The sequence below is a fragment of the Croceibacterium aestuarii genome (assembly GCF_030657335.1).
Lineage (GTDB): Bacteria > Pseudomonadota > Alphaproteobacteria > Sphingomonadales > Sphingomonadaceae > Croceibacterium_B > Croceibacterium_B aestuarii.
The window spans coordinates 2,315,916-2,336,244 of the sequence record NZ_CP131039.1 but is presented as its reverse complement, the minus strand read 5'-3'; the positions used below and the strand labels follow the sequence as shown (position 1 = coordinate 2,336,244).

Genomic DNA, 20,329 nt, shown 5'->3' with positions numbered 1-20,329 from the left:
CGAGCTATTCGAGCGTCGCACCCATGCTTGTGGGAGAGGCCCTTAAGGCCAACGCGCGAATACCCCTTCCGGATCGTAGGCCTCGCGCACTTCGTCGAGCCGGGCGAGGGCGTCGGGGGTGAAGCATTCGGCGCGCCGCCCCGGCGCAGCTGTGAGATCAGCCTCCCCCACGTACCGGCCGGTGCGAAAGCCGGCGAGTGCGACATCGACGTCGCGGACCCATTGCTGGAGACGCGCGTCGTCGTCAGGATCGTCCCACAGGGCGTAGATACCGACCCCCGTTGCGCCGCCGCGCGAGAGGGCGCTGCCGTGTGCGTCGGGCGGTAGGGCGTAAGCGCCGTTGCCGCCAAGCGCGAAGATGTTGATGGAAGACATCTTGGTCGGAACTCCGGCAAGCGGTTGCAGCGCCACCAGCAGGTCGCCGACGGCGCCGTCGCACCACGCGTGATCGGCTGCGACACGCTTGCCGCCGGGCATGGCGGAGAGCTTGGTGAGGGCGGCGAACGCGATATCCTCGCGTGCGACAGCGTCGATCTGAAGCGCCGTGGCGGGCGGATGGGCCAGAGGGTCGATCATTTCTCGCGCACGCCGCGCGCTGTCGGCCGTCGCCGCGGCGTGAAGCGAGATGGCGGGTTCGCCGGTTGCATGGTGCGGCCCGACGAGGATCGTGATCTCCGAACCGTCGGCCGCGGCACGCACCGCTTCGGTCAACCAATCGGCCAGCACGGGCACGCTGTCCGCGTTCCAGGCGGCGTTGATCGAATGGGTCGCTTGGGGAAGGTCGTGCAGCCGGAGCTCGTATCCGGTCACGACGGCGAAGAAGCCCGCGCCGGCGCCGCGTGCCGCCCAGAACAGGTCGGGGTGTTCGCCCGGCGACGCCCGGACAATGCTGCCATCGGCCAATACCAGATCGACCGCCTCGACGCTGGCGCTTGCCGGGCCCCACCGTCCCGAATTCCACCCGAACCCGCCGCTGAGGATGTAGCCACTGAGCGGCACGTCCGCGCAATGTCCGACCGGGAAGGCGAAACCCTCCGCGGAGAGACGTTCGAGCAGGTCCCCGCCGCGCACACCAGCGCCGACCTGGGCCCGGCGCGTGCTGCGGTCGATCTCCACCCGGTCGAGCCCGGTGAGGTCGAGCAGAACGACATCGTCGCGCACCGCCGCAGCCTGATAGTTGTGGCCGCCACCGCGGGGGGAAATCCGCCGTCCGGAATGCCGCGCCGCCCGCACGGCCGCGGAGACCTCCTCCGCGGTCGAGACCGGCACAACGGCAGCGGGGCGACGCGCCGTCGCCAGCCGCTGGTTCCAACTCAGGTGGGGCAGGATGGCGTCGTAGTCGGGGTCGCCGCGTACTGCGACAGCGGGTCCGAGGGCGCGAATCGGGACGCAGAAATCTTGGTCGGGCATTCAGCCCTTACCCAGAACCTCGTCAAACAGTTCCAGCATAGCCGACCAACTCTGCCGATCGGCGCTGGCATCGTAGCCCACGGCGTCGTTGCCCGGCGGCGAGGCCGGGTTGGTAAAGCCGTGTTTGACTCCGCTGTAGGAATGGAAATGCCAATTCGCTCCGGCGGCATCCATTTCCTCCCAGAAGGCCATGACCTGGCTGCGCGGCACCATCGGATCGTCGTCTCCGTGACAAACGAGGATGCGTGCCGTCACCTTGCTTGGTTCGGCCGGCAGTTCGGTGTCGAGCAGGCCGTGAAAGCTGGCCACAGCCTCGAGCGGAGCGCCCTCGCGCGCCAGCTCGAGCACCGCGCGCCCGCCAAGGCAGAAACCAATCGCCAGTAGCGGCAGGCCCTCTGCGCCGGGAACGGAGACCAGCGCTTTCAGGCCCATGCGGATGCGGCGGCGCAGGTCCTCAGGCGTGGCGCGGATTTCGCCGACGAACTCGCGCGATTGCTCGAAGCTGGCCGGCTGTTTGCCGTAAAAGTCGGCGACCATGGCGAGATAGCCCGCGTCGGCCAGTGCCTGCGCCTTGTCGAGCACCACACCGACCTGGTTCATGATGGTCGGATAGACCGCCACCGCGGCGCGCGGCGTCCCGACCGGTCGGTAGACGAGGCCAGTAAGCGCGGTAACCCCGTCTTGGTAGGCAATCGTTTCGACGCTCACTGCTCCTCGACCCGCAGCCGCTGGTTGCCATCCTCGTCGATGTACTCGCGATTATCCTCGCAGACGTATTCCTGCATCTTGTAGTCGGGCATTTTCTGGTAGGTCCAGGCCCAGGTCCACGGCTTCTCGAGATGATCGTCCTCGACCGTCACCTCGTCCTTCAGGAAATCCGGCGACAGCAGACTGATGCGTTCGGTAATCTTCATCGATTCGGAATGCGGGGTCCACCGGAAGGTGACGTAGTCCTTCACGCCCGTGGTCTCGACCACCAGCGTATTGCCTTCCCAGTGCCCGACCGAGCGGCCGAAGAAGCTGGGATCGACTTCGTCCCACTTCGGCAGTTTCTCGTTCATGTAGATCCGCCGGGTCTGGTTGAACGCTTCCTGCGTGATGTTGATTTTCTCGGGCCGCTGCATGATTTCCATCGGAAACATGCCCATCATCATCGCGGGCATGCCGTCGGGAATGCAATGAACGTAGTTGTCGCCGGCGGGCTGGCCTTCCTCGATGCGCTGGGCGAGCTTCTTCTGCTGGATGTCCCACTCCTTCTTGAATTCGGGCTTGAGCGGCGGATCGGGAATGGGCGTGGGGGCATAGCGCGGATCGACCGGATCGCCGCTGTAGGCTGGATAACGCCACCACGAACCGGAGAAATCAGGATGATCTGCAGCGGACTGGGCGGCGGCGGGCGAGGCGCCGACCGCGCCGGCGAGTAGGGCGGCAACGACGCGGCGCATCATCCCTCGGTCCGCTTGTAGCGCGCGGCGTTGGGGACGCCGGGCAGCATGTGCTTACCGCTCGGCAGCACGACTTCGAGTACCAGCCCGCCAGGCTTCCCGTCGCGCAGCGGCGAGACGTAGACGGTAACGTTATCGCCCGTCTTGATGGTTCGCGAGGTCCAGCCGCCGCGGCTCATCATGTTCGGGCTCGTCATTTCCAGCGTGTAGTGCTTCGTCCCGCCGCCCGGCTGTTCGGCGTCGACCTCGAGAAATGCGTGGGGATTGGTCCACTGGAACTTGGTAACCGACCCGTGCAGCGTGATCGAGCGACTGTTGTCGAACATCGCGAACGAGTGATGTGCCGCGGCTGGCGTCAGTGGGATCGCGGCCGCAATGACCCACCATAATTTGTTCCGCATTGCCCGCTCCCTCTTTTGCATTTGGCAAAAGGTAACATCGGTGGTGCCAAGGGCAAGAGGAATGCGGCGCTTTAGCCGCGCCAGTCGATCGGAGGTTCGTCACGCGCCAGCCGCCGCGCGGTAATCGCGGTCTGAAGCACGAACAGAACGATAAGCAGGCTGCCGATCCCGCCGACCAACACGTCGAACCAGGTCAGGATGCCAAACAGCGCAGGCTGCGAGCCGAACGCCATCATCGCCAGCGTCAGCGCGATCAGGATCAGCCGAAGTTCGGTCGGCCCGGCATTGAGATAGGACAGTTTGAGTTCGCCGAGCACGCGGACCGACAGGAAGGCGTGAATCGACAGGAGCAGGTAACCTACCAGTGCGACGAGGGCCACTTCCAGCAGGACGTACTTGCTCAATCCGATGCCGACGACCACCAGCGCGGTGGCCAGTCCGTCGCACGAATGATCGAGGAAATAGCCGTACCGCGGCCGCTCGATCTTGCGGAACCGGGCCAGGCTGCCGTCCATCGAATCACCGAACCACTGGACGAAGTACCCCGCGATCGAGAGCCAGAGCCAGGCGTCGCCGCGATTGCTGGCGACGTAACCCGCGAAGACGCAGATCGCGCCGACCATGCCGGTCCAGGTCAGTCGGTCGGGGGTTACGAACGGCGGCATGCGGGCGCAAAGCCAGTTGAGCAGGCGCCGCTCGTTGCGCGCGAGCAGGTTCTCCTGGATGCGATTGATCGGCTTGGCGGGAGCAGTGTTCGGCGCAGCCATGGGAAGGACCTTTCGGGTCTGCGCGTGGCAGGCAAGGCTAGAGGTTCAGGAGAGCGCTCTCTATCTCCTTCTGTAACAAAAATGTAAATCTCATTCGGCGTCCCGTGGCCGCGCGGCGCGGGGGTTCCGCGCTATTCCACCGGCAGGAAGTCGGGCACCGAGAGATAGCGCTCGCCGGTGTCGTAATTGAAACCGAGAACGCGGGCGCCGGAGGGGAGATCGGCAAGCTTTTGCTGGATCGCGGCGAGCGTCGCGCCGCTCGAGATACCGACCAGCAAACCTTCCTCGCGGGCGCTGCGACGGGCCATTTCCTTCGCATCTTCCGGGTCGACCTGAATTGCACCGTCGATTGCGCGGGTGTGGAGGTTTTCCGGGACGAAGCCGGCACCGATTCCCTGAATCGGGTGCGGGCCGGGTTGGCCGCCGGATATGACCGGCGAGAGAGTCGGCTCGACCGCATAGGCCTTGAGTTCGGGCCATTCCTTCTTGAGCACTTCGGCGCAGCCGGTGAGGTGGCCCCCGGTGCCGACGCCGGTGATCAGCACCGAAGGCGGGGCGTCGGCGAAATCCTTGAGGATTTCCTGCGCGGTGGTCCGGGCGTGAACCGCGATGTTCGCCGGGTTTTCGAACTGCTGCGGCATCCACGAATTGGGTGTCGTGAAAACGAGTTCCGCTGCGCGTTCGAGCGCGCCCTTCATGCCCTTTTCCTTGGGTGTCAGGTCGAAGCTCGCACCATAGGCGAGCATCAGGCGGCGGCGCTCGACGCTCATCGATTCGGGCATGACGAGGATCAGCTTGTAGCCCTTCACCGCGGCGACCATCGCCAGACCGATGCCGGTGTTGCCGCTGGTCGGCTCGATGATCGTTCCGCCGGGCTTGAGGCTTCCGTCCTTCTCCGCCGCTTCGACCATGGCCAGGCCGATGCGGTCCTTGATCGACCCGCCGGGGTTCGCCCGCTCGCTCTTCACCCAGACCTCGTGGTCGGGGAACAGGCGCGCAAGCCGGATGTGCGGCGTGTTGCCGATGGTGGCGAGAACGTTGTCGGCCTTCATGTCGTGATCTCCCTCTCCGGAGTTTGCTCGTCGTACTTAGCAGCAAATGTCCGCGCATGGCGAAGTTCCGGGAAAATCCACGCCCAGGCCGCGGTCACCGCTATCGCTCCAACGCCGCCGAATATTACCGCGCCCACCGTGCCAAGCAACGCGGCGGCAATACCCGACTGTAATTCGCCGAGTTCGTTGGACGCGGAGATCGCCAGGCCGGAGATCGAGGACACGCGGCCGCGCATCGTGTCGGGCGTATAGAGCTGGACCAGGCTCGAGCGGATGAACACGGAAATCATGTCGGCCGAGCCGAGCAGTGCGAGCAGGCCGAGCGACAGAAGGAAGTTGGTCGATACGGCGAAAGCGCAGGTCACGAGCCCGAATACTGCGACCGCCCACAGCATCTTGACCCCAACATTGTGCTCAAGCGGGCGGAACGAGAGGAACAGTGCCATTCCGGCTGCACCGAACGCCACCGCGCCGCGCATCAGGCCCAGCCCGTCGGCACCGACTTGCAGGATATCGCGTGCATAGACCGGAAGCAGCGCCGTTGCCCCGGCCAGCAGGACAGCGAAGAGGTCGAGCGTAATGCAACCGACGAGAAAGCGCTCCCTTTTTACAAAACGGAAGCCCTCGACCATTTGCAGCACCGGGTGTAGCGGCGGCCCCTCGTGTTTCGCTCGCACCGGCCGCACCAGCGAGATCAGCAGTCCGGAAGCGAGCAGCAAGAAGGCGCTGAGGAAATGCGGCAGGGCGTTCATCCGTTCGAACAGCAAGCCGCCGATGAAGGGCCCGCTGACCGAACCGGCCTGCCAGGCGATCGAGCCCATCGCGATGGCGCGCGGCAGCAGTTTCGCCGGGACGATATTGGGCGCGATGGCGCTCAGCGCTGGCCCGTTGAAGACCCGCGCTCCGCCATGCATCGCGGCGAGCGTGAACAGGATCGGCAGATTGAGTGCGTCCTGCCAGGTCAGAACTGCCAGTGCGGTGGCGATCAGGGCATCGGTGAGATTGGCGGCAAGCACGACCCGGCGGCGGTCGAAGCGATCGGCGGCAATCCCGGCCAGTGGCGTCAGCAGCAGCAATGGAACGAACTGCGCCAAGCCGAGCAGGCCGAGCTGAAACGCCGCTTCCGGGCGCGCCATGCCATAGTCGCTGCGGGCCACGTCGTAGACCTGGTACCCGAGCAGCACGACCATCGAGATGGTGGCGAAGACGGCGAACAGCCGCGCCAGCCAGTAGAGTCGGTAGTCGCCAATCTGCAGGGGTGACGTGGGCTCGCTCACGGCTTTGCCATGGCAGGCGCGCCGGCACCTGCCAAGCGGCTGAAACTATTGCGGCGCAGAGCCGCGCTTTAGGTCCGAATTCTAGCTCCGACGCCGCAGGCGCGGGTTGGGCTGCAGCGCTTCGATCATCGACACGAAGTCGTCGAGCCGGATGATGCGTTCGAACTGGAAACCGGCGCGATCGTCGGAAATCCAGATGCAGTAAGCCTCGATGCGGCCGATGTGCGGCAAGCGAATAATCACTCGGTCGCCGCGCTCGAGAGCGGGAGCCGCGTCGACCATGAACCCATGGGCGGATATATTGCTGACGTGCAGCGGCAGGTCACCGCGGGCGCGATGTTCGCCAATGACGGGGAAATCGACCGGATGGCGCGTCGCGCGACGCTGGTCGGTGACCGAAAGCTGTGCGCCGCTCATAGAGCCACGTCCCCTCCGTTTGCTGCGTGGAACGGAGCTTTTGCCAGCAAATGCTGGATAAACGGTAAAGGTCGGAGCGGTCAGCTTCTGCGAAGAATCCCGTGGCGCTTGCGGCCGAGCGAAAGCTTGCGCTCCTCACCGGGGGCGAGAGAAATCAGGAAACCGGCATCCTTCACCGGTTCATCGTCCAGGCGCACCGCTCCCTCTGCAATCTTGCGCTTTGCCTCGCCGCCCGAGGCGGTGAAGCCGATTGCCGTGCAGGCCGCACCGAGCCGGATTCCGTCCACGGGGACGTCGAGCACTGGGAGGTCATCGCCAAGTCCGCCGCCGACAAAGGTCGCAGCGGCGGTGTCTTGCGCCGCCTGGGCCGCATCGGCTCCGCGGACCATCTTCGTCACCTCGTTCGCGAGCACGACTTTCGCGGCGTTGATCTCGCTGCCTTCGAGCATTTCGAGCCGTGCGATCTCGTCGAGCGGCACGTCGGTGAACAGGCGCAGGAAGCGGCCGACATCGCGGTCGTCGGTGTTGCGCCAGTATTGCCAGAAGTCGTAGCTCGGGAGCATGTCCTCGTTGAGCCAAACGGCCCCGGTGACCGACTTGCCCATCTTCTTGCCGTCGGCCGTGGTGATCAGGGGCCCGGTGATCCCGTAAAGCTCTTCGCCGTCGATCCTCCGGCCGAGCTCGATGCCGTTGACGATATTGCCCCACTGATCGCTGCCGCCAAGCTGCAGCTTGCAACAGTAGTCGCGCGACAGCTTGAGGAAGTCGTAGGCCTGCAGGATCATGTAATTGAATTCGAGGAAGGTCAGCGGCTGCTCGCGGTCGAGCCGCAGCTTGACCGAATCGAAGGTCAGCATGCGATTGATGGTGAAGTGCCTGCCGACATCGCGCAGCAGTTCGATGTAGCCGAGCTGGCTCAGCCAGTCGTCGTTGTTGACCAGCAAAGCGCCAGTCTCGCTGTCGTCGAAGCGCAGGATCTTGCCGAAGCTGTCCCGGATCGAGGCGATGTTGGAGCGCAGAGCTTCGTCGGACAGCATTTTGCGCATGTCGTCCTTGCCCGATGGGTCGCCGACCTTGACGGTGCCGCCGCCCATGATGACGATAGGCCGATGCCCGGCCTGCTGCACGCGCCTGAGCAGCATGATCGAGGCAAGATTGCCGATGTGCAGCGACGGCGCGGTCGGGTCGAAGCCGACGTAACCGGTGACGATCTCCTTGCTCGCGAGCGCATCGAGTGCCACCGGGTCGGTTACTTGGTGGATATGGCCGCGCTCTTCGAGCAGGCGCAGGAGGTCGGACTGGTATGTCATCGCGGCGGGCGGTTAGCACGGGGGGCGAGGGTTGCAAACGTACGATCTGAAACCCCATCCGGCCTTCCAGCCAGGAAAAGTGAAGGGCGTGAGGGTCCGCGTCGCGCCATTGCCGAACGGGCGGCTCATGCTGCGGTACCGCGTCGACGGTTGCACCGATCTGGTGATACCCCCCTATCGCGGCATCGGTCGGGCCGACGAACTCTGGAAGACCACCTGCTGCGAGCTGTTCGTTTATGACGGCGGCGGGCACTATCGCGAATTCAACTTCTCGCCGAGCGGGCAGTGGGCCGGATACGCCTTTTCCGGTTACCGCAACCGCGACGGCGAAGCGTCGCTGCGCGATTGGCCGGAGATAAAGCACGATACCGGCGCGAGCGTCTACGTTCAGACGGTCTTTCTGCCCATGGCAATCGCCGGCGGGGCCGAAAGGGCCGGCTTGGCGATGGTCATCGAGGAAGAGGGCGGGCGCCCTTCCTATTGGGCGCTGGCGCACAATGGGCTGAAGCCCGATTTCCACGATCCGGCTTGCTTCACTGCCACGCTTGCGGCACCCGCCGTGTCATGAAATTCGGTATCGACCGGCTCGTTTCCGAGCCGGATCTCCTGAAGCAATTGTCCGGACGGCGCGCGAGCCTCGTCGCCCACCCGGCGTCGGTTACTGCCGATCTCGTCCATTCGCTCGACGCGCTGATGGCTGCCGGCGTGGACGTGACCAGCGCCTTCGGCCCGCAACACGGACTCAAGGGGGACAAGCAGGACAACATGGTGGAAACGGCCGACGAACAGGATCCCGTGTACGGCATCCCGGTTTTCAGTCTCTACGGCGAAGTGCGCCGTCCGACCGAGCAGATGATGGCCAGCGCTGACGTTTTCCTGTTCGACCTGCAGGACCTCGGTTGCCGCATCTATACCTTCGTTACGACGCTCCTCTACTTGCTCGAGGAAGCGGCCAAGCACGGTAAGGCCGTGTGGGTGCTCGACCGCCCGAACCCGGCGGGGCGCCCGGTGGAAGGGACGCTGCTGCAGCCCGGACAGGAAAGTTTCGTCGGCGCTGCACCCATGCCGATGCGCCACGGGCTGACCATGGGCGAGATGGGCCATTGGTTCGTTCGTCACTTCGGCCTCGAGGTCGATTACCGGGTCGTCGAGATGCATTACTGGCTGCCCGAGGCCGCGCCAGGGTACGGGTGGCCCGACGATCGGATCTGGATCAATCCGAGCCCCAATGCCGCCAACGTCAACATGGCTCGGGCCTATGCTGGCACAGTGATGCTCGAAGGGACCACGCTGAGCGAGGGGCGGGGCACCACCCGCCCGCTCGAGGTCCTCTTCGGAGCCCCCGACATCGATGCCGCGCAGGTCAGGACAGAAATGGAGCGCATCGCTCCGCAATGGCTCGAGGGCTGCGCGCTGCGCGATTGCTGGTTCACGCCGACGTTCCACAAACACGCCGGCGAACTGTGCAACGCGCTGATGATCCACGCCGAAGGCAAGTTCTACGATCACGGCGCGTTCAAGCCGTGGCGGCTCCAGGCGCTTGCCTTCAAGGCGATCCGCAATCTCTACCCGGAATACGGGATCTGGCGCGACTTTCCCTACGAGTACGAGTTCGATCGGCTGGCCATCGACGTCATCAACGGCGGACCGGCCCTGCGCGAATGGGTCGATGATCCCGCCGCGGGTCCGGGCGATCTCGATGCCATCGCCTCGCCCGGGGAAGCGCAATGGCGAGGGGATGTTGCGGACCTGTTGCTCTACTGAGCCGGCCGCATGGCCGGCGCCTCGGGCTCGGGCAGCGGCCGGATGTCGCTGGTGTCGTTGCGCATCACCAGGACTGCGCAGCCGTCGATCCGCTTGTCCACCGCCGCGATGAACAACGGTTCGGCGGGGTCGGCGCCTTTCTTGTCCAGAGCTGGCAACCCGCGTTCTTCACGCACGCGATAGACCTTGTCGCGGCAGTTGGCAGAATCGGCCGCGGAGGGACCCTCAAGCCGTTCGATCGTGGGCACGGGACCGCCTGACGGCGGAGGCGAGCCTGCGGTGCAGGCAGTCAGTGCCGCGAGGGCGAGAATTTTGCGCATCCAACCTCTCCTTCGAGGTCGCAAAAATAGCACCACACGATGCCAAGGCCAAATTGACTCCGTCCGACATGCGCTACACAAGCTATCGCAACCTTGGAGAGACTCTCATGCTTACGTTCTACAGCTTCGGACCCGGCGCCAATTCCTTGAAGCCGATGATGGCGCTCTATGAGAAGGAACTGGAATTCGAGCACAAGCTGCTCGACCCGCGCAAGTTCGAACACCATTCGGACTGGTACAAGAAGATCAACCCACGCGGCCAGGTCCCCGCGCTCGACGATGATGGCCGGATTGTCACCGAGAGCACGGTGATTTGCGAATATCTTGAGGACGCGCACCCCACCGAGGTCAAGCTGCGGCCGAGCGATCCCTACGACGTCGCGCAAATGCGCATATGGACGAAGTGGGTCGACGAATATTTCTGCTGGTGCGTTTCGACGATCGGCTGGCAGCGCCATGTCGGCAAGATGGTCCAGCACCTCTCGGATGACGAGTTCGAGGAGATGGTCAAGAAGATCCCGGTGCCCGAACAGCAGGTCAAATGGCGCCGCGCACGCCAGGGCTTTCCGCAGGACATGATCGACGAGGAAATGCGCAAAATCGGCGTCTCGGTGCGCAAGCTCGACGACCACCTCGCCGACCATGAATGGCTCGCCGGCGAGGTCTATTCGCTGGCGGATATCTGCAATTTCTCGACCGCCAACGGCATGCAGTTCGGTTTTCCCGAGTTCGTCAGCAAGGAGAAGACGCCTCACCTGCTGCGGTGGATCGAGCAGATCAACGCCCGTCCGGCCGTGAAGAAGATCTTCGCCGAGGTCCCGCGCGAATTCTGATTTCGCGCAATCTCCCGATAGTAGAGAGAAATATTCCTCCAGCTTAAGAGGGAGGTAACCACGTCGTCCTAGGCCGTGACCGAACGAAGGAAAGGTCCGGACCCCGATGGAACACGTCGCAATTCCAGGTGGCAGCAGCAATACGAGTATCGATGGCATTTCGCATCACTGCGGGGAAGTCACGGTGGGCTGCTCGGACGTGGCCGGCGTGGTCGAAAAGGTGCTCGAATCGTTCTCCGCGCTTCGCGTCCGGCACGACGCGCTCAAAGGCACGGTCAAGGCGCTCGATTCCGATCAGGAAAAGGTCACCGACGCCTGCGACGAGGCGCGCCTGCTTTCGCAGCGGGCCATCGATCGCCTCGGCGAAGGCCGCAAGCATATCCACACTTCGCTCTCGCAGATCACCGACCTGCTCGACACCGTGCAGACGCTGACCCGCCACGTCACCGGTTTCGCCGCGGCGATGGAGCAGGTCAAACGCTCGTCGCGCGAGATCGAGCAGATTGCCGACAAGACCAACATCCTCGCACTCAACGCCGCGATCGAGGCGCGCCGTGCGGGCGAGGCCGGACGCACCTTCACGGTCGTCGCCAACGAGGTGAAGAGCCTGGCCGGAGACGCACAGCGCGCCAGCTACGAAATCACCCGCACGATCGACACGCTGGCCGGGGAGGGCGATCAGGTCGTCAACCGGATCAAGAGCGGCGCCGAAGCGAGCGCGCAGGCCAAGGCCTCGGTCAACAGCATCGAACGCACCATCGAGACCGTCAGCGACCTGATCGTCGAGGTCGACAGGCAAAACGATCAGATTTCCCGCAATACCGGCACGATCAGTTCGCATGTCCACCAGGTGCGGGAGGTCGTTGCCGATTACGACCAGGCGGCCGAAGACAACGAGGACCGGCTGCGCCACGCCCAGCAGCGGATCGAGGCGCTCGAATTGACTGCCAGCGGCATGTTCGATGCGCTGGTCAAGGCCGGCCTCTCCCCCGAGGACAGTGCGATGGTCGAACGCGCGCAGGGCTATGCCCGCGAAGTGGCCGAGCGCACCGAGCAGGCGATCGCCGCGGGAGAGCTGAGCGCCGAGGCCTTGTTCGACCGCGATTATCGCGAGATCGCCGGGAGCAATCCGCAGCGGTTCCGTACGCGTTTGAACGACTGGGCCGACCGCGTCTGGCAGCCGATGCTCGACCGCTTCAGTCAAGCCGACCCGCGGATTACCGCAAGCGCCTGCACCGACATGAACGGCTTCTTGCCGACCCACCTTTCGAAGCATTCGCGCCCGCCGACCGGCGATGTGGCTCATGACACCCAGTTCTGCCGCAACGGCCGCAAGATTCTCGACGCCATCGACCAGAAGGCCAAGGCGAGCGCGGATCCCTACATGATGGCGGTCTATCGCCACGAGGGCGACGGACGGACCTACCGCGTGGTGCGCAACGTCTACGTCCCGCTGGTCATCGACGGGCGCCGCTGGGGCGACGTCGAGCTGGCCTACAGTTTCGACTGATCGGCCTCTCGCCCACCGGGCGATGCACCGCCGCGACGAGCACGAAGCTGATGTACATCAGCAGGTACCAGGCGCCGAGCTTCATCGGCGCGACCGGATGCCATCCCCCAGCCTGGTCGGGATAGCTCCAGGCGCGGGCAAAAGTGCCAAGGTTCTCGGCAAACCAGATGAACAGCGCGACGAGGAACCAGCCCAGCAGCAGCGGCATCCAGCGGCGCCTGCGCCAGACCGTGAAATAGACCCGCGTGCGCCAGAATAGCAGGCCCATCGCGGCGAACAGGGCCAGCCGAACGTCGGGCAGCCAGTGGTGGGCAAAGAAATTGACGTAGATCGCCGCCGCCAGCAGCTGCGGCCAGGGTCTCCGTGGCCAAGGCTCGAACTGCATATCGAAGATGCGCCAGACGCGGGCGATGTAGCTGCCGACCGAGGCGTACATGAAGCCGGAAAACAGCGGTACGTCGCCGATCCTGAGCAGGCTGTCCTCGGGATAGATCCACGATCCGGCGCTGGTCTTGAACAGCTCCATCACCGTACCGACGACGTGGAAGGCGAAGATCACCCTGGCCTCGTCCCAGGTCTCGAGCCGGAAACCGAGCATGGCGAGCTGGATGGCGAGCGCCGCGAGGGTCAGGAAATCGTAGCGGGCGAGGGCGGCATGGTCGGGGTAGAACAGGTGCGTCGCCAGCAGCAGTGCCAGCATCGACGCGCCGAACAGGCAGGCCCAGCCCTGCTTGAACCCGAACAGCGCGAATTCATAGATCCAGGCGGGCCAGCCCGGCGGAGGCGCGTATGCCTCGAGCCGCTCGCGTACGCGGGCGAAACGGGTGTGTGACGATGAGGGTCTTGGCTGAGTCATGCCCCATGCGCTGACCGCCCGCCGTGACCTCGGCAAGTGAGCAATTCGTGAGCAATATGACGCCCAGACGCAGCCGGACGCTTCGACAATTCTTGCGGCACTCGTATCGACGTACGATGGCTCCAATTCGGCAGGTTGGTGTTACCCTCAGGGTTCCGAAAAACCAGTTTTCGCGGGAAAACGTGCAACCCTCAGGGCCACACCTTGCGCGGCTGCCGCGCGAGCCCGTTGAGCATGCGGGATAGACCGGCCGCATCGGATTTCCGCCGAAAACCGATGTAGCGGCCGCGCCGGAAGCGCGGCTCGTACAGGGTGCCGTGGACCAGCACATCCCACTCGTCGGCCGTCACCTTTCGCACCGGCCAGCCGAGCGCGGCGTCCCACGCCGCGGCGAAGCTTTCCGAATGCGGCTTCTTGCGCAGCTGGTAGGCGCCCTTGCGGCTCATGCCGACCCGTTCGCAGGCCGCACTGACCGAGCCTGTCTCGGCCAGCCAGCCGATGAAATGCGCCTGCCGCTCGGGCGACCAGCCATTATGGATCGCGCGCAGCGGCACGGGGTAGAACGCAGGCACGCGCGGCGAGGGACGGGGTGGGCGGCCTGTCAGAGGGCCGAGGGCGATCGGGGGTGAGTTGCGGTTCATCCCGATCATAAGCCCGATCTCGGTGCTTGTAGGAAAGTGTTTTTTTTCCGCGCTATGCCGGGCGCGCTTCGGGCTTTGCAACTTGGCGACCGGTGCCGCCGCGCAGCTTCAGAGCGGACTGTCGGCTAACGACCCATTGTGGTCATTAGCCCCTTGCTGCAATATTCCCAGATGAGCATGTCGCTCCTTGTAGTCTTGGGCGTTGTGATCGCGTTGGGCGTGGGACAGGGTTGGCGCGTTTTGCGGTCACACAAGAGGGGAAAGAGCCCATTCATCTGGGACCGATTTGGCGGCGATTGATCCGTCCGCTTTCCACCCCTTTGCCGCCGCGGGGCTCAAGCATCGATCAAATCCCGGTCGAGCTCGCCGGCGCGGTTCTGGATGAAGTTGAAGCGATGTTCCGGATTGCGGCCCATCAGCTGGTCGACGAGTTCGGCGATGGCGTAGCGCTGTTCGTGCTCGGCCGGCAGGGTGATGCGGATCAGGCTGCGGCTCTTGGGATCCATCGTCGTCTCGCGCAGCTGCGCCGGGTTCATTTCGCCAAGGCCCTTGAAGCGTGAGACTTCGACCTTCTTGCCCTGGAACACCGTCTCTTCCAGCTCGCGGCGGTGCTCCTCGTCCTTGGCGTAGTGGCTCTCCTTGCCGTTGGTCAGGCGGTAGAGCGGGGGCTGGGCGAGGAACAGATGGCCGCGGCGCACCAGCTCGGGCATTTCCTGGAAGAAGAAGGTCATGAGCAGCGTGGCGATATGCGCGCCGTCGACGTCGGCGTCGGTCATGATGACCACGCGGTCGTAGCGCAGGTTTTCCGGGTCGCAGTCCTTGCGCGTGCCGCAGCCGAGCGCGAGCGTGAGATCGGCAATCTCGCTGTTGGCGCGGATCTTGTCGGCGGTGGCGCTGGCGACGTTGAGGATCTTGCCGCGGATCGGCAGGATCGCCTGGGTCTTGCGGTCGCGCGCTTGCTTGGCGCTGCCGCCGGCGCTGTCGCCCTCGACAATGAACAGCTCGGTCTCGCCCTTGCCTTCCCCGCTGCAGTCGGTGAGCTTGCCCGGCAGGCGCAGTTTCTTGCCGCTGGTCGCGGTCTTGCGCTTGATCTCGCGCTCGGCCTTGCGCCGCAGGCGCTCGTCCATCCGCTCCATCACGCTGCCCAGCAGCGCGCGGCCGCGCTCCATGTTGTCGGACAGGAAATGGTCGAAGTGGTCGCGCACCGCGTTCTCGACCAGCCGCGCGGCTTCGGGCGAGGTCAGGCGGTCCTTGGTCTGGCTCTGGAACTGCGGATCGCGGATGAACACCGAGAGCATGATTTCGCTGCCGGTGACGATGTCGTCGGCCGTGATGTCCTTGGCCTTCTTCTGCCCGACCAGCTCGCCGAAGGCGCGGATGCCCTTGACCAGCGCCGCGCGCATGCCCTGCTCGTGGGTGCCGCCGTCGGGCGTGGGCACGGTGTTGCAGTACCAAGAATAGGCTCCGTCCGACCACAGCGGCCAGGCCACGGCCCACTCGACGCGGCCCTGCTCATCGGGGAAATCCTGCCGGCCGCCGAAGGGCACGCTGGTCACGCATTCGCGCTGCCCGATCTGTTCGGCGAGGTGGTCGGCGAGGCCGCCGGGGAACTGGAACACCGCTTCGCTCGGCACCTCTTCCGAGGCGAGCGAGGCGGCGCATTTCCAGCGGATTTCCACCCCCGCGTAGAGATAGGCCTTCGAGCGGGCGAGCTTGAACAGCCGCTTGGGGATGAACTGGCGATCGCCGAAAATCTCGGTATCCGGCGTGAAGCTGACCGTGGTGCCGCGGCGGTTGGGCGTGTCGCCGACCTTCGCCAGCTTGCCCTGCGCGATGCCGCGCGAAAAGGACTGCGCGAAGACTTCCTTGTTCTTCGCCACCTCGACCCGGCTATCGGAGGACAAGGCATTGACCACCGAAACGCCGACGCCGTGCAGGCCGCCGCTGGTGGCATAGGCCTTGCCGGAAAACTTCCCGCCCGAGTGCAGCGTGGTCATGATCACTTCGAGCGCCGACTTGCCGGGGAACTTGGGATGCTCGTCGATCGGCATGCCGCGGCCGTTGTCGCTGATCGTCAGGCGATTGCCTTCCTCCAGCGTGACCTCGATGCGGCTGGCATGGCCGGCTACCGCTTCGTCCATGGCGTTGTCGAGCACTTCGGCGGCGAGGTGGTGCAGCGCGCGTTCGTCGGTCCCGCCGATGTACATGCCGGGGCGCCGCCGGACCGGCTCGAGCCCTTCCAGCACCTCGATCGAGGAGGCGTCGTAATCGCCGCCGCCGGCGGGCAGCTTGTCGAACAGGTCGTCTGGCATCGAACTGCTATAGGGCGCGGATTCTCGCCGGTTCAAGCTCGGCGCGGCGGTTTTCCGCCGAACCGAGGATCGTCAGAAGCGCGACGGCGCCGGGTCGACCACCGAGACGGTGCCGTTGCCGACCTGCCGGACCTCCATCGCCCGTTCGGCCACGCCGTCGCGGCGGAACCGGAACGGCCCGTCTATGCCGAGGAATCCGCCGTCGTCGAGCAGCTCCGCGGTCGGAAAATCGCGGCCCGGTTTCCAGTCGCGGGCGATGCGCAGCGCCAGCAGGACCGAATCGTATCCCAGAGTGGCGATCCGATAGGGTTGCTCGCCGAACCGCGTCTTGTAGCTCGTCACGAACTGGCGATAGCGCGCATCGGAGACGGTCGAGAACCAGGCGCCGCGCAGCGCCGAGGCGCGGGTCAGGTCGTCGTCGCCGCTCCATAGCTCGGTGCCGAGGAGGCGGGGCAGAGCCACGCCGGCATCCTTGAGCGATCCCGCCGCCAGCGCCGACAGGCGCACGCCGTCGGCGATCAGGACCGTATCGAACCCGCCGCGCGCCTTGAGCCGCTCGGCCGCGCTGATGATCGAAGTATTGCCGCGGTCGTAGCGCTCGGTGGCGACGAGGACCCCGCCGCTGGCCGAGACGCGGTTGGCCAGGGCGATTTCGGCGCGGCGGCCGTATTCGCCGTTCGGCACGATGGCGGCGAAGCGCTTGGCCCCCTTGCCGATGGCGTAATCGACCGTCCGGGCGATGGACTGCTCGGGCATGATGCCCATCACGAAGACGTCGCGAGCGGCGACCGAGGTGTCGTTCGAAAAGCTGATGAGCGGCACGTCCGCCGGGCGGGCCTGGGCGAGGACAGGGGTGACATCGGTGCCGAGAAGCGGCCCGAGGATCAGCTTGTTGCCGTCGCGAATCGCCTGCGCCGCCGCGGTCGCGGCTCCGGTCGCGGTATCGTAGGTCGTGATGCGCAGGTTGGCGGCGTTGGTGTCGAGCAGCGCCATCGTGGTGGCGTTGGCAATCGACTGGCCGACTTCGCCGTTGCTGCCCGAAAGCGGGACCAGCAGCGCCACGCGGTGGCGCGTCTCGTCGGTCGGCAAAACCGGCTGCTCGGACCCGGGCGAGGGCGTGGGCGTGACGACCGGAGGCCGCCCGCCGCCGGGGATGATCTTGCACGCTGCGAGTGTCAGCGCGAGCAAGCCCACGGATAGAAGGCGTTTCCAGTTACCGAACATGCTTGCCGCTCCTGCTGCGGATGGTCCACAAGGCTCGTTGTGAGCGAAGAGCGCGACCCTCCTCCCGAACCTCTCGATGCCGGTCTCTATATTGTCGCGACGCCGATTGGCAATCTCGGCGACGTCACGCGGCGCGCGGTCGACGTGCTTGGCCGCTGCGATGCCATTGCCTGCGAGGATACGCGCGTCACCGCCAAGCTGCTCCGGCATCTCGGGATTTCGAAGCCGCTGTGGCGCTATGACGACCACGCCGGTGAAAGAGACCGCGCGAAGCTGATCGATTCGATGCGCGAGCGGGCCGTGGCGCTGGTCAGCGATGCGGGTACGCCGCTGGTGTCCGATCCGGGCTATCGTCTGGTTCGCGACGCGCGCGCGGCGGGCATTCCGGTGACCAGCCTCCCCGGGCCGAGCGCCCCGGTCATGGCGCTGACGCTGTCGGGCCTGCCCAACGATCGCTTCCTCTTTGCCGGGTTCCTGCCCGCGAAGGACAAGGCGCGGCGCGAAATGCTCGCCGAACTGGCCGGCCTGCGCGCGACGCTCGTGTTCTTCGAGACCGCGCCGCGCCTGGCGAAATCGCTCGACGCCATCGGCGAGACGCTGCCGGACCGCGAGGTCGCTGTCGCGCGCGAGCTGACCAAGCTCTACGAGGAATGTCGCACCGGCAGCGCCGCCGAGCTGGCCGAGCACTACGCCGCGCACCCGCCGCGCGGCGAGATCGTCCTGCTGGTGGGCCCGCCGGGCGAGGGTGGAACAAGCGCAGAGGATGCCGATGGGCTGCTGCGCGAGGCATTGCTGACACACAAGGCGTCGCAGGCGGCGGCAGCGGTGGCCAAGGCGACCGGGCTCGATCGAAAAGCGCTCTACGCCCGCGCGCTCGAGCTCAAGTGAACCGCCGCGAAGCCGAGCGCCGCGGCCGGCGGGGAGAGCGCTCCGCCGCCTTGTGGCTGCGGCTCCACGGCTACCGCGTGCTCGCTCGGCGGGTGAAGACCCCGCGCGGCGAGATCGATCTCGTCGTCCGGCGCGGGCGCACCGTCGTCTTCGCCGAAGTGAAGTGGCGCCGCACGGCGGTCGAGCTCGACGAGGCGATCGATCCCTGGCGTCTGCGCCGCGTCGCCGCCGCGGTCGAGGCGACGGCCCATCGTTTCCTGCGCGCCGGAGATTTGCCGCGCATCGACGTGCTGCTGCTTGCGCCCGGGCGTTGGCCGCGCCACATCGTCAACGCCTGGCAGCCATAGCGCTGCCGGTTCCGGTTCGTGGTGAGCCTGTCGCACCATGAACGCCGCGCCTCCGCCCTTCGACAGGCTCACGATGAACGGGGATGAGGCAAGTGCCGCTTAGAGTAGCCGTCCAGATGGATCCGATCGAGAGCATTGGCATTGCCGGCGACAGCTCGTTCGCGCTGATGCTCGCCGCGCAGGCGCGGGCGCACAGCGTGTGGCACTACGACGTGCGCAGCCTGACCTGGGAGAACTGCCGGATCACCGCCTGGGCCCGCCCGCTGCACGTTCGCCGGGTCGAGGGCGATCACTTCGAGTGGCAGGGCGAAGCGCAGCGCATCGATCTGGCGAAAGACATCGATGTCGTCCTGATGCGGCAGGATCCGCCGTTCCATCTCGGCTACATCAGCGCGGCCATGCTGCTCGACCGGCTCAAGGGCGAAACGCTGGTGGTCAACGATCCGCACTGGGTCATCAATTCGCCGGAAAAGATGTTCGTGCTCGATTTTGCGCGCTTCATGCCGCCGACGCTGGTGACGCGGAATATCGCCGACGTACGGCCTTTCCTCGAGCAGCATGGCGCGGTGGTGGTGAAACCGCTCCACGGCAACGGCGGCAAGGCGATTTTCAAGATTGGCGCCGACGGGACCAACCTTTCCGCGCTGTTCGAGGTCTTCAACCAGACCTGGCCCGAGCCGCACATGGTCCAGCCGTTCCTCCCCGAAGTCTCCGAGGGCGACAAGCGCATCGTGCTCGTCGACGGCGTTGTCACGGGCGCTATCAACCGCAAGCCGGGCAAGGGCGAGTTCCGCTCCAACCTTGCGCAAGGCGGCTATGCCGAGAAGGCCGAACTGACGGCGCGCGAAGAGGAAATCTGTGCGGCAATGGGGCCCGAGCTCAAGAAGCGCGGCCTGATCTTCGTCGGCATCGACGTGATCGGCGGCAAATGGCTGACGGAAATCAACGTCACCAGCCCGACCGGCATCGTCGCCATCGACGCGTTCAACGGCACCGATACGGCGGCGCTGATCTGGGATGCCATCGAAGCACGGTTGTAGACGGGAGCGAAGCGGTGGACCGAATTTCAAAGACCGTCACCGGCGGGTGCCAGTGCGGTGCTGTCAGATACCGGGCTACGGAAATGCTCGACAATTCACACCTGTGCCACTGCCGCATGTGCCAGAAAGCGGTGGGCAACGTCTTTGCTGCTCTCGTTGCCGCTCCCAACCCAGCTTTGACCTTCACTCGCGGCGAGCCCGCAATATTCCGCAGTTCCGAGCATGTGGAGCGCGGGTTTTGCGAGAGGTGCGGCACACCGCTCTTCTACCGTGGCAACACCGGACGCACGAACCTCACGATCGGCTCGCTAGACGATCCGTCGGACTTTCCGCCAATCGCGGAAGTGGGGACCGAGGCGCGTGTGTCGTGGCTCAAGCCTCTTCCCGACGTGGAGGACGGTGGCCAAACCGAGAGCGCAGGCCAGGAAGCCTGGGCGGCCGCGATACGCGTCACAAATCGTCAGCATCCCGACCACGATACGGACGAGTGGCCCAACGGCTGAGCAGGCGGTGCG

General features: G+C 65.5%; 22 protein-coding genes. 8 read left to right on the top strand and 14 right to left on the bottom strand.

Going from position 1 to position 20,329, the window contains the following annotated elements:
* Positions 1 to 42 precede the first annotated feature (42 nt).
* From Q7I88_RS11590 to tyrS, 9 genes are all read right to left on the bottom strand, one after another.
* Positions 43 to 1,410, bottom strand: coding sequence for an FAD-binding oxidoreductase (locus Q7I88_RS11590; protein ID WP_305096074.1), 1,368 nt, complete (start codon positions 1,408 to 1,410; stop codon positions 43 to 45).
* A complete protein-coding gene (locus tag Q7I88_RS11585) occupies positions 1,411 to 2,118 on the bottom strand; it encodes a dienelactone hydrolase family protein (protein WP_305096073.1) in 708 nt (235 codons plus the stop codon). It lies immediately after the preceding gene.
* A complete protein-coding gene (locus Q7I88_RS11580) occupies positions 2,115 to 2,858 on the bottom strand; it encodes a hypothetical protein (RefSeq protein ID WP_305096072.1) in 744 nt (247 codons plus the stop codon). The genes Q7I88_RS11585 and Q7I88_RS11580 overlap by 4 nt, the downstream gene beginning before the upstream one ends.
* Positions 2,855 to 3,256 (bottom strand): DUF6152 family protein, encoded by a 402-nt coding sequence (locus tag Q7I88_RS11575; RefSeq protein WP_305096071.1) that lies wholly within the window; start codon positions 3,254 to 3,256, stop codon positions 2,855 to 2,857. Before Q7I88_RS11575 ends, Q7I88_RS11580 begins: the two co-directional genes overlap by 4 nt.
* Before the next feature lie 71 nt (positions 3,257 to 3,327).
* Positions 3,328 to 4,023 (bottom strand): CDP-alcohol phosphatidyltransferase family protein, encoded by a 696-nt coding sequence (locus tag Q7I88_RS11570; protein ID WP_305096070.1) that lies wholly within the window; start codon positions 4,021 to 4,023, stop codon positions 3,328 to 3,330.
* Between the two features lie 131 nt (positions 4,024 to 4,154).
* A complete protein-coding gene (cysK, locus tag Q7I88_RS11565; RefSeq protein WP_305096069.1) occupies positions 4,155 to 5,075 on the bottom strand; it encodes a cysteine synthase A in 921 nt (306 codons plus the stop codon).
* Entirely contained in the window at positions 5,072 to 6,352 is a 1,281-nt protein-coding gene (locus Q7I88_RS11560; protein ID WP_305096068.1) for an MFS transporter, read from the bottom strand. Before Q7I88_RS11560 ends, cysK begins: the two co-directional genes overlap by 4 nt.
* Before the next feature lie 81 nt (positions 6,353 to 6,433).
* Entirely contained in the window at positions 6,434 to 6,769 is a 336-nt protein-coding gene (locus Q7I88_RS11555; protein WP_305096067.1) for a PilZ domain-containing protein, read from the bottom strand.
* Between the two features lie 80 nt (positions 6,770 to 6,849).
* Entirely contained in the window at positions 6,850 to 8,079 is a 1,230-nt protein-coding gene (gene tyrS / locus Q7I88_RS11550; protein WP_305096066.1) for a tyrosine--tRNA ligase, read from the bottom strand.
* A gap of 88 nt (positions 8,080 to 8,167) precedes the next feature.
* Between tyrS and Q7I88_RS11545 the strand changes: the two genes are divergently transcribed.
* Both Q7I88_RS11545 and Q7I88_RS11540 read left to right on the top strand, forming a co-directional pair.
* Positions 8,168 to 8,647 (top strand): DOMON-like domain-containing protein, encoded by a 480-nt coding sequence (locus Q7I88_RS11545; protein WP_305096065.1) that lies wholly within the window; start codon positions 8,168 to 8,170, stop codon positions 8,645 to 8,647.
* The gene (locus Q7I88_RS11540; protein WP_305096064.1) at positions 8,644 to 9,843 is read left to right on the top strand and encodes an exo-beta-N-acetylmuramidase NamZ family protein; all 1,200 of its coding nucleotides are present in this window, start codon (positions 8,644 to 8,646) and stop codon (positions 9,841 to 9,843) included. The genes Q7I88_RS11545 and Q7I88_RS11540 overlap by 4 nt, the downstream gene beginning before the upstream one ends.
* On the opposite strand, the gene Q7I88_RS11535 is transcribed toward Q7I88_RS11540, so the two are convergent.
* Positions 9,837 to 10,163, bottom strand: coding sequence for a hypothetical protein (locus Q7I88_RS11535; RefSeq protein ID WP_305096063.1), 327 nt, complete (start codon positions 10,161 to 10,163; stop codon positions 9,837 to 9,839). The genes Q7I88_RS11540 and Q7I88_RS11535 overlap by 7 nt on opposite strands.
* Before the next feature lie 68 nt (positions 10,164 to 10,231).
* On the opposite strand from Q7I88_RS11535, the gene Q7I88_RS11530 reads away from it, so the two are divergent.
* Both Q7I88_RS11530 and Q7I88_RS11525 read left to right on the top strand, forming a co-directional pair.
* Entirely contained in the window at positions 10,232 to 10,996 is a 765-nt protein-coding gene (locus Q7I88_RS11530) for a glutathione S-transferase family protein (RefSeq protein ID WP_305096062.1), read from the top strand.
* 106 nt (positions 10,997 to 11,102) lie between these two features.
* Positions 11,103 to 12,506: a methyl-accepting chemotaxis protein gene (locus Q7I88_RS11525; RefSeq protein ID WP_305096061.1), complete on the top strand. Its 1,404-nt coding sequence runs from the start codon at positions 11,103 to 11,105 to the stop codon at positions 12,504 to 12,506.
* Here Q7I88_RS11525 and Q7I88_RS11520 read toward each other — a convergent pair.
* From Q7I88_RS11520 to Q7I88_RS11505, 4 genes are all read right to left on the bottom strand, one after another.
* The gene (locus Q7I88_RS11520) at positions 12,454 to 13,362 is read right to left on the bottom strand and encodes a DUF817 domain-containing protein (protein ID WP_305096060.1); all 909 of its coding nucleotides are present in this window, start codon (positions 13,360 to 13,362) and stop codon (positions 12,454 to 12,456) included. The genes Q7I88_RS11525 and Q7I88_RS11520 overlap by 53 nt on opposite strands.
* 191 nt (positions 13,363 to 13,553) lie before the next feature.
* Positions 13,554 to 13,934, bottom strand: coding sequence for a hypothetical protein (locus tag Q7I88_RS11515; RefSeq protein ID WP_305096059.1), 381 nt, complete (start codon positions 13,932 to 13,934; stop codon positions 13,554 to 13,556).
* A gap of 404 nt (positions 13,935 to 14,338) precedes the next feature.
* The gene (gene parE / locus Q7I88_RS11510) at positions 14,339 to 16,315 is read right to left on the bottom strand and encodes a DNA topoisomerase IV subunit B (RefSeq protein WP_305096058.1); all 1,977 of its coding nucleotides are present in this window, start codon (positions 16,313 to 16,315) and stop codon (positions 14,339 to 14,341) included.
* A 72-nt stretch (positions 16,316 to 16,387) separates the two neighbouring features.
* A complete protein-coding gene (locus tag Q7I88_RS11505; protein WP_305096057.1) occupies positions 16,388 to 17,539 on the bottom strand; it encodes a penicillin-binding protein activator in 1,152 nt (383 codons plus the stop codon).
* A gap of 39 nt (positions 17,540 to 17,578) precedes the next feature.
* On the opposite strand from Q7I88_RS11505, the gene rsmI reads away from it, so the two are divergent.
* From rsmI to Q7I88_RS11485, 4 genes are all read left to right on the top strand, one after another.
* Complete coding sequence (gene rsmI, locus Q7I88_RS11500) at positions 17,579 to 18,427, top strand: 16S rRNA (cytidine(1402)-2'-O)-methyltransferase (protein ID WP_305096056.1); 849 nt, start codon at positions 17,579 to 17,581, stop codon at positions 18,425 to 18,427.
* Positions 18,424 to 18,774, top strand: coding sequence for a YraN family protein (locus tag Q7I88_RS11495; protein WP_305096055.1), 351 nt, complete (start codon positions 18,424 to 18,426; stop codon positions 18,772 to 18,774). Before rsmI ends, Q7I88_RS11495 begins: the two co-directional genes overlap by 4 nt.
* Before the next feature lie 92 nt (positions 18,775 to 18,866).
* Positions 18,867 to 19,814, top strand: a complete 948-nt coding sequence (gshB, locus tag Q7I88_RS11490) for a glutathione synthase (protein ID WP_305096054.1) — start codon at positions 18,867 to 18,869, stop codon at positions 19,812 to 19,814.
* Positions 19,815 to 19,828: 14 nt separating this feature from the next.
* Positions 19,829 to 20,317, top strand: coding sequence for a GFA family protein (locus tag Q7I88_RS11485; RefSeq protein ID WP_439648339.1), 489 nt, complete (start codon positions 19,829 to 19,831; stop codon positions 20,315 to 20,317).
* Positions 20,318 to 20,329: the final 12 nt, after the last annotated feature.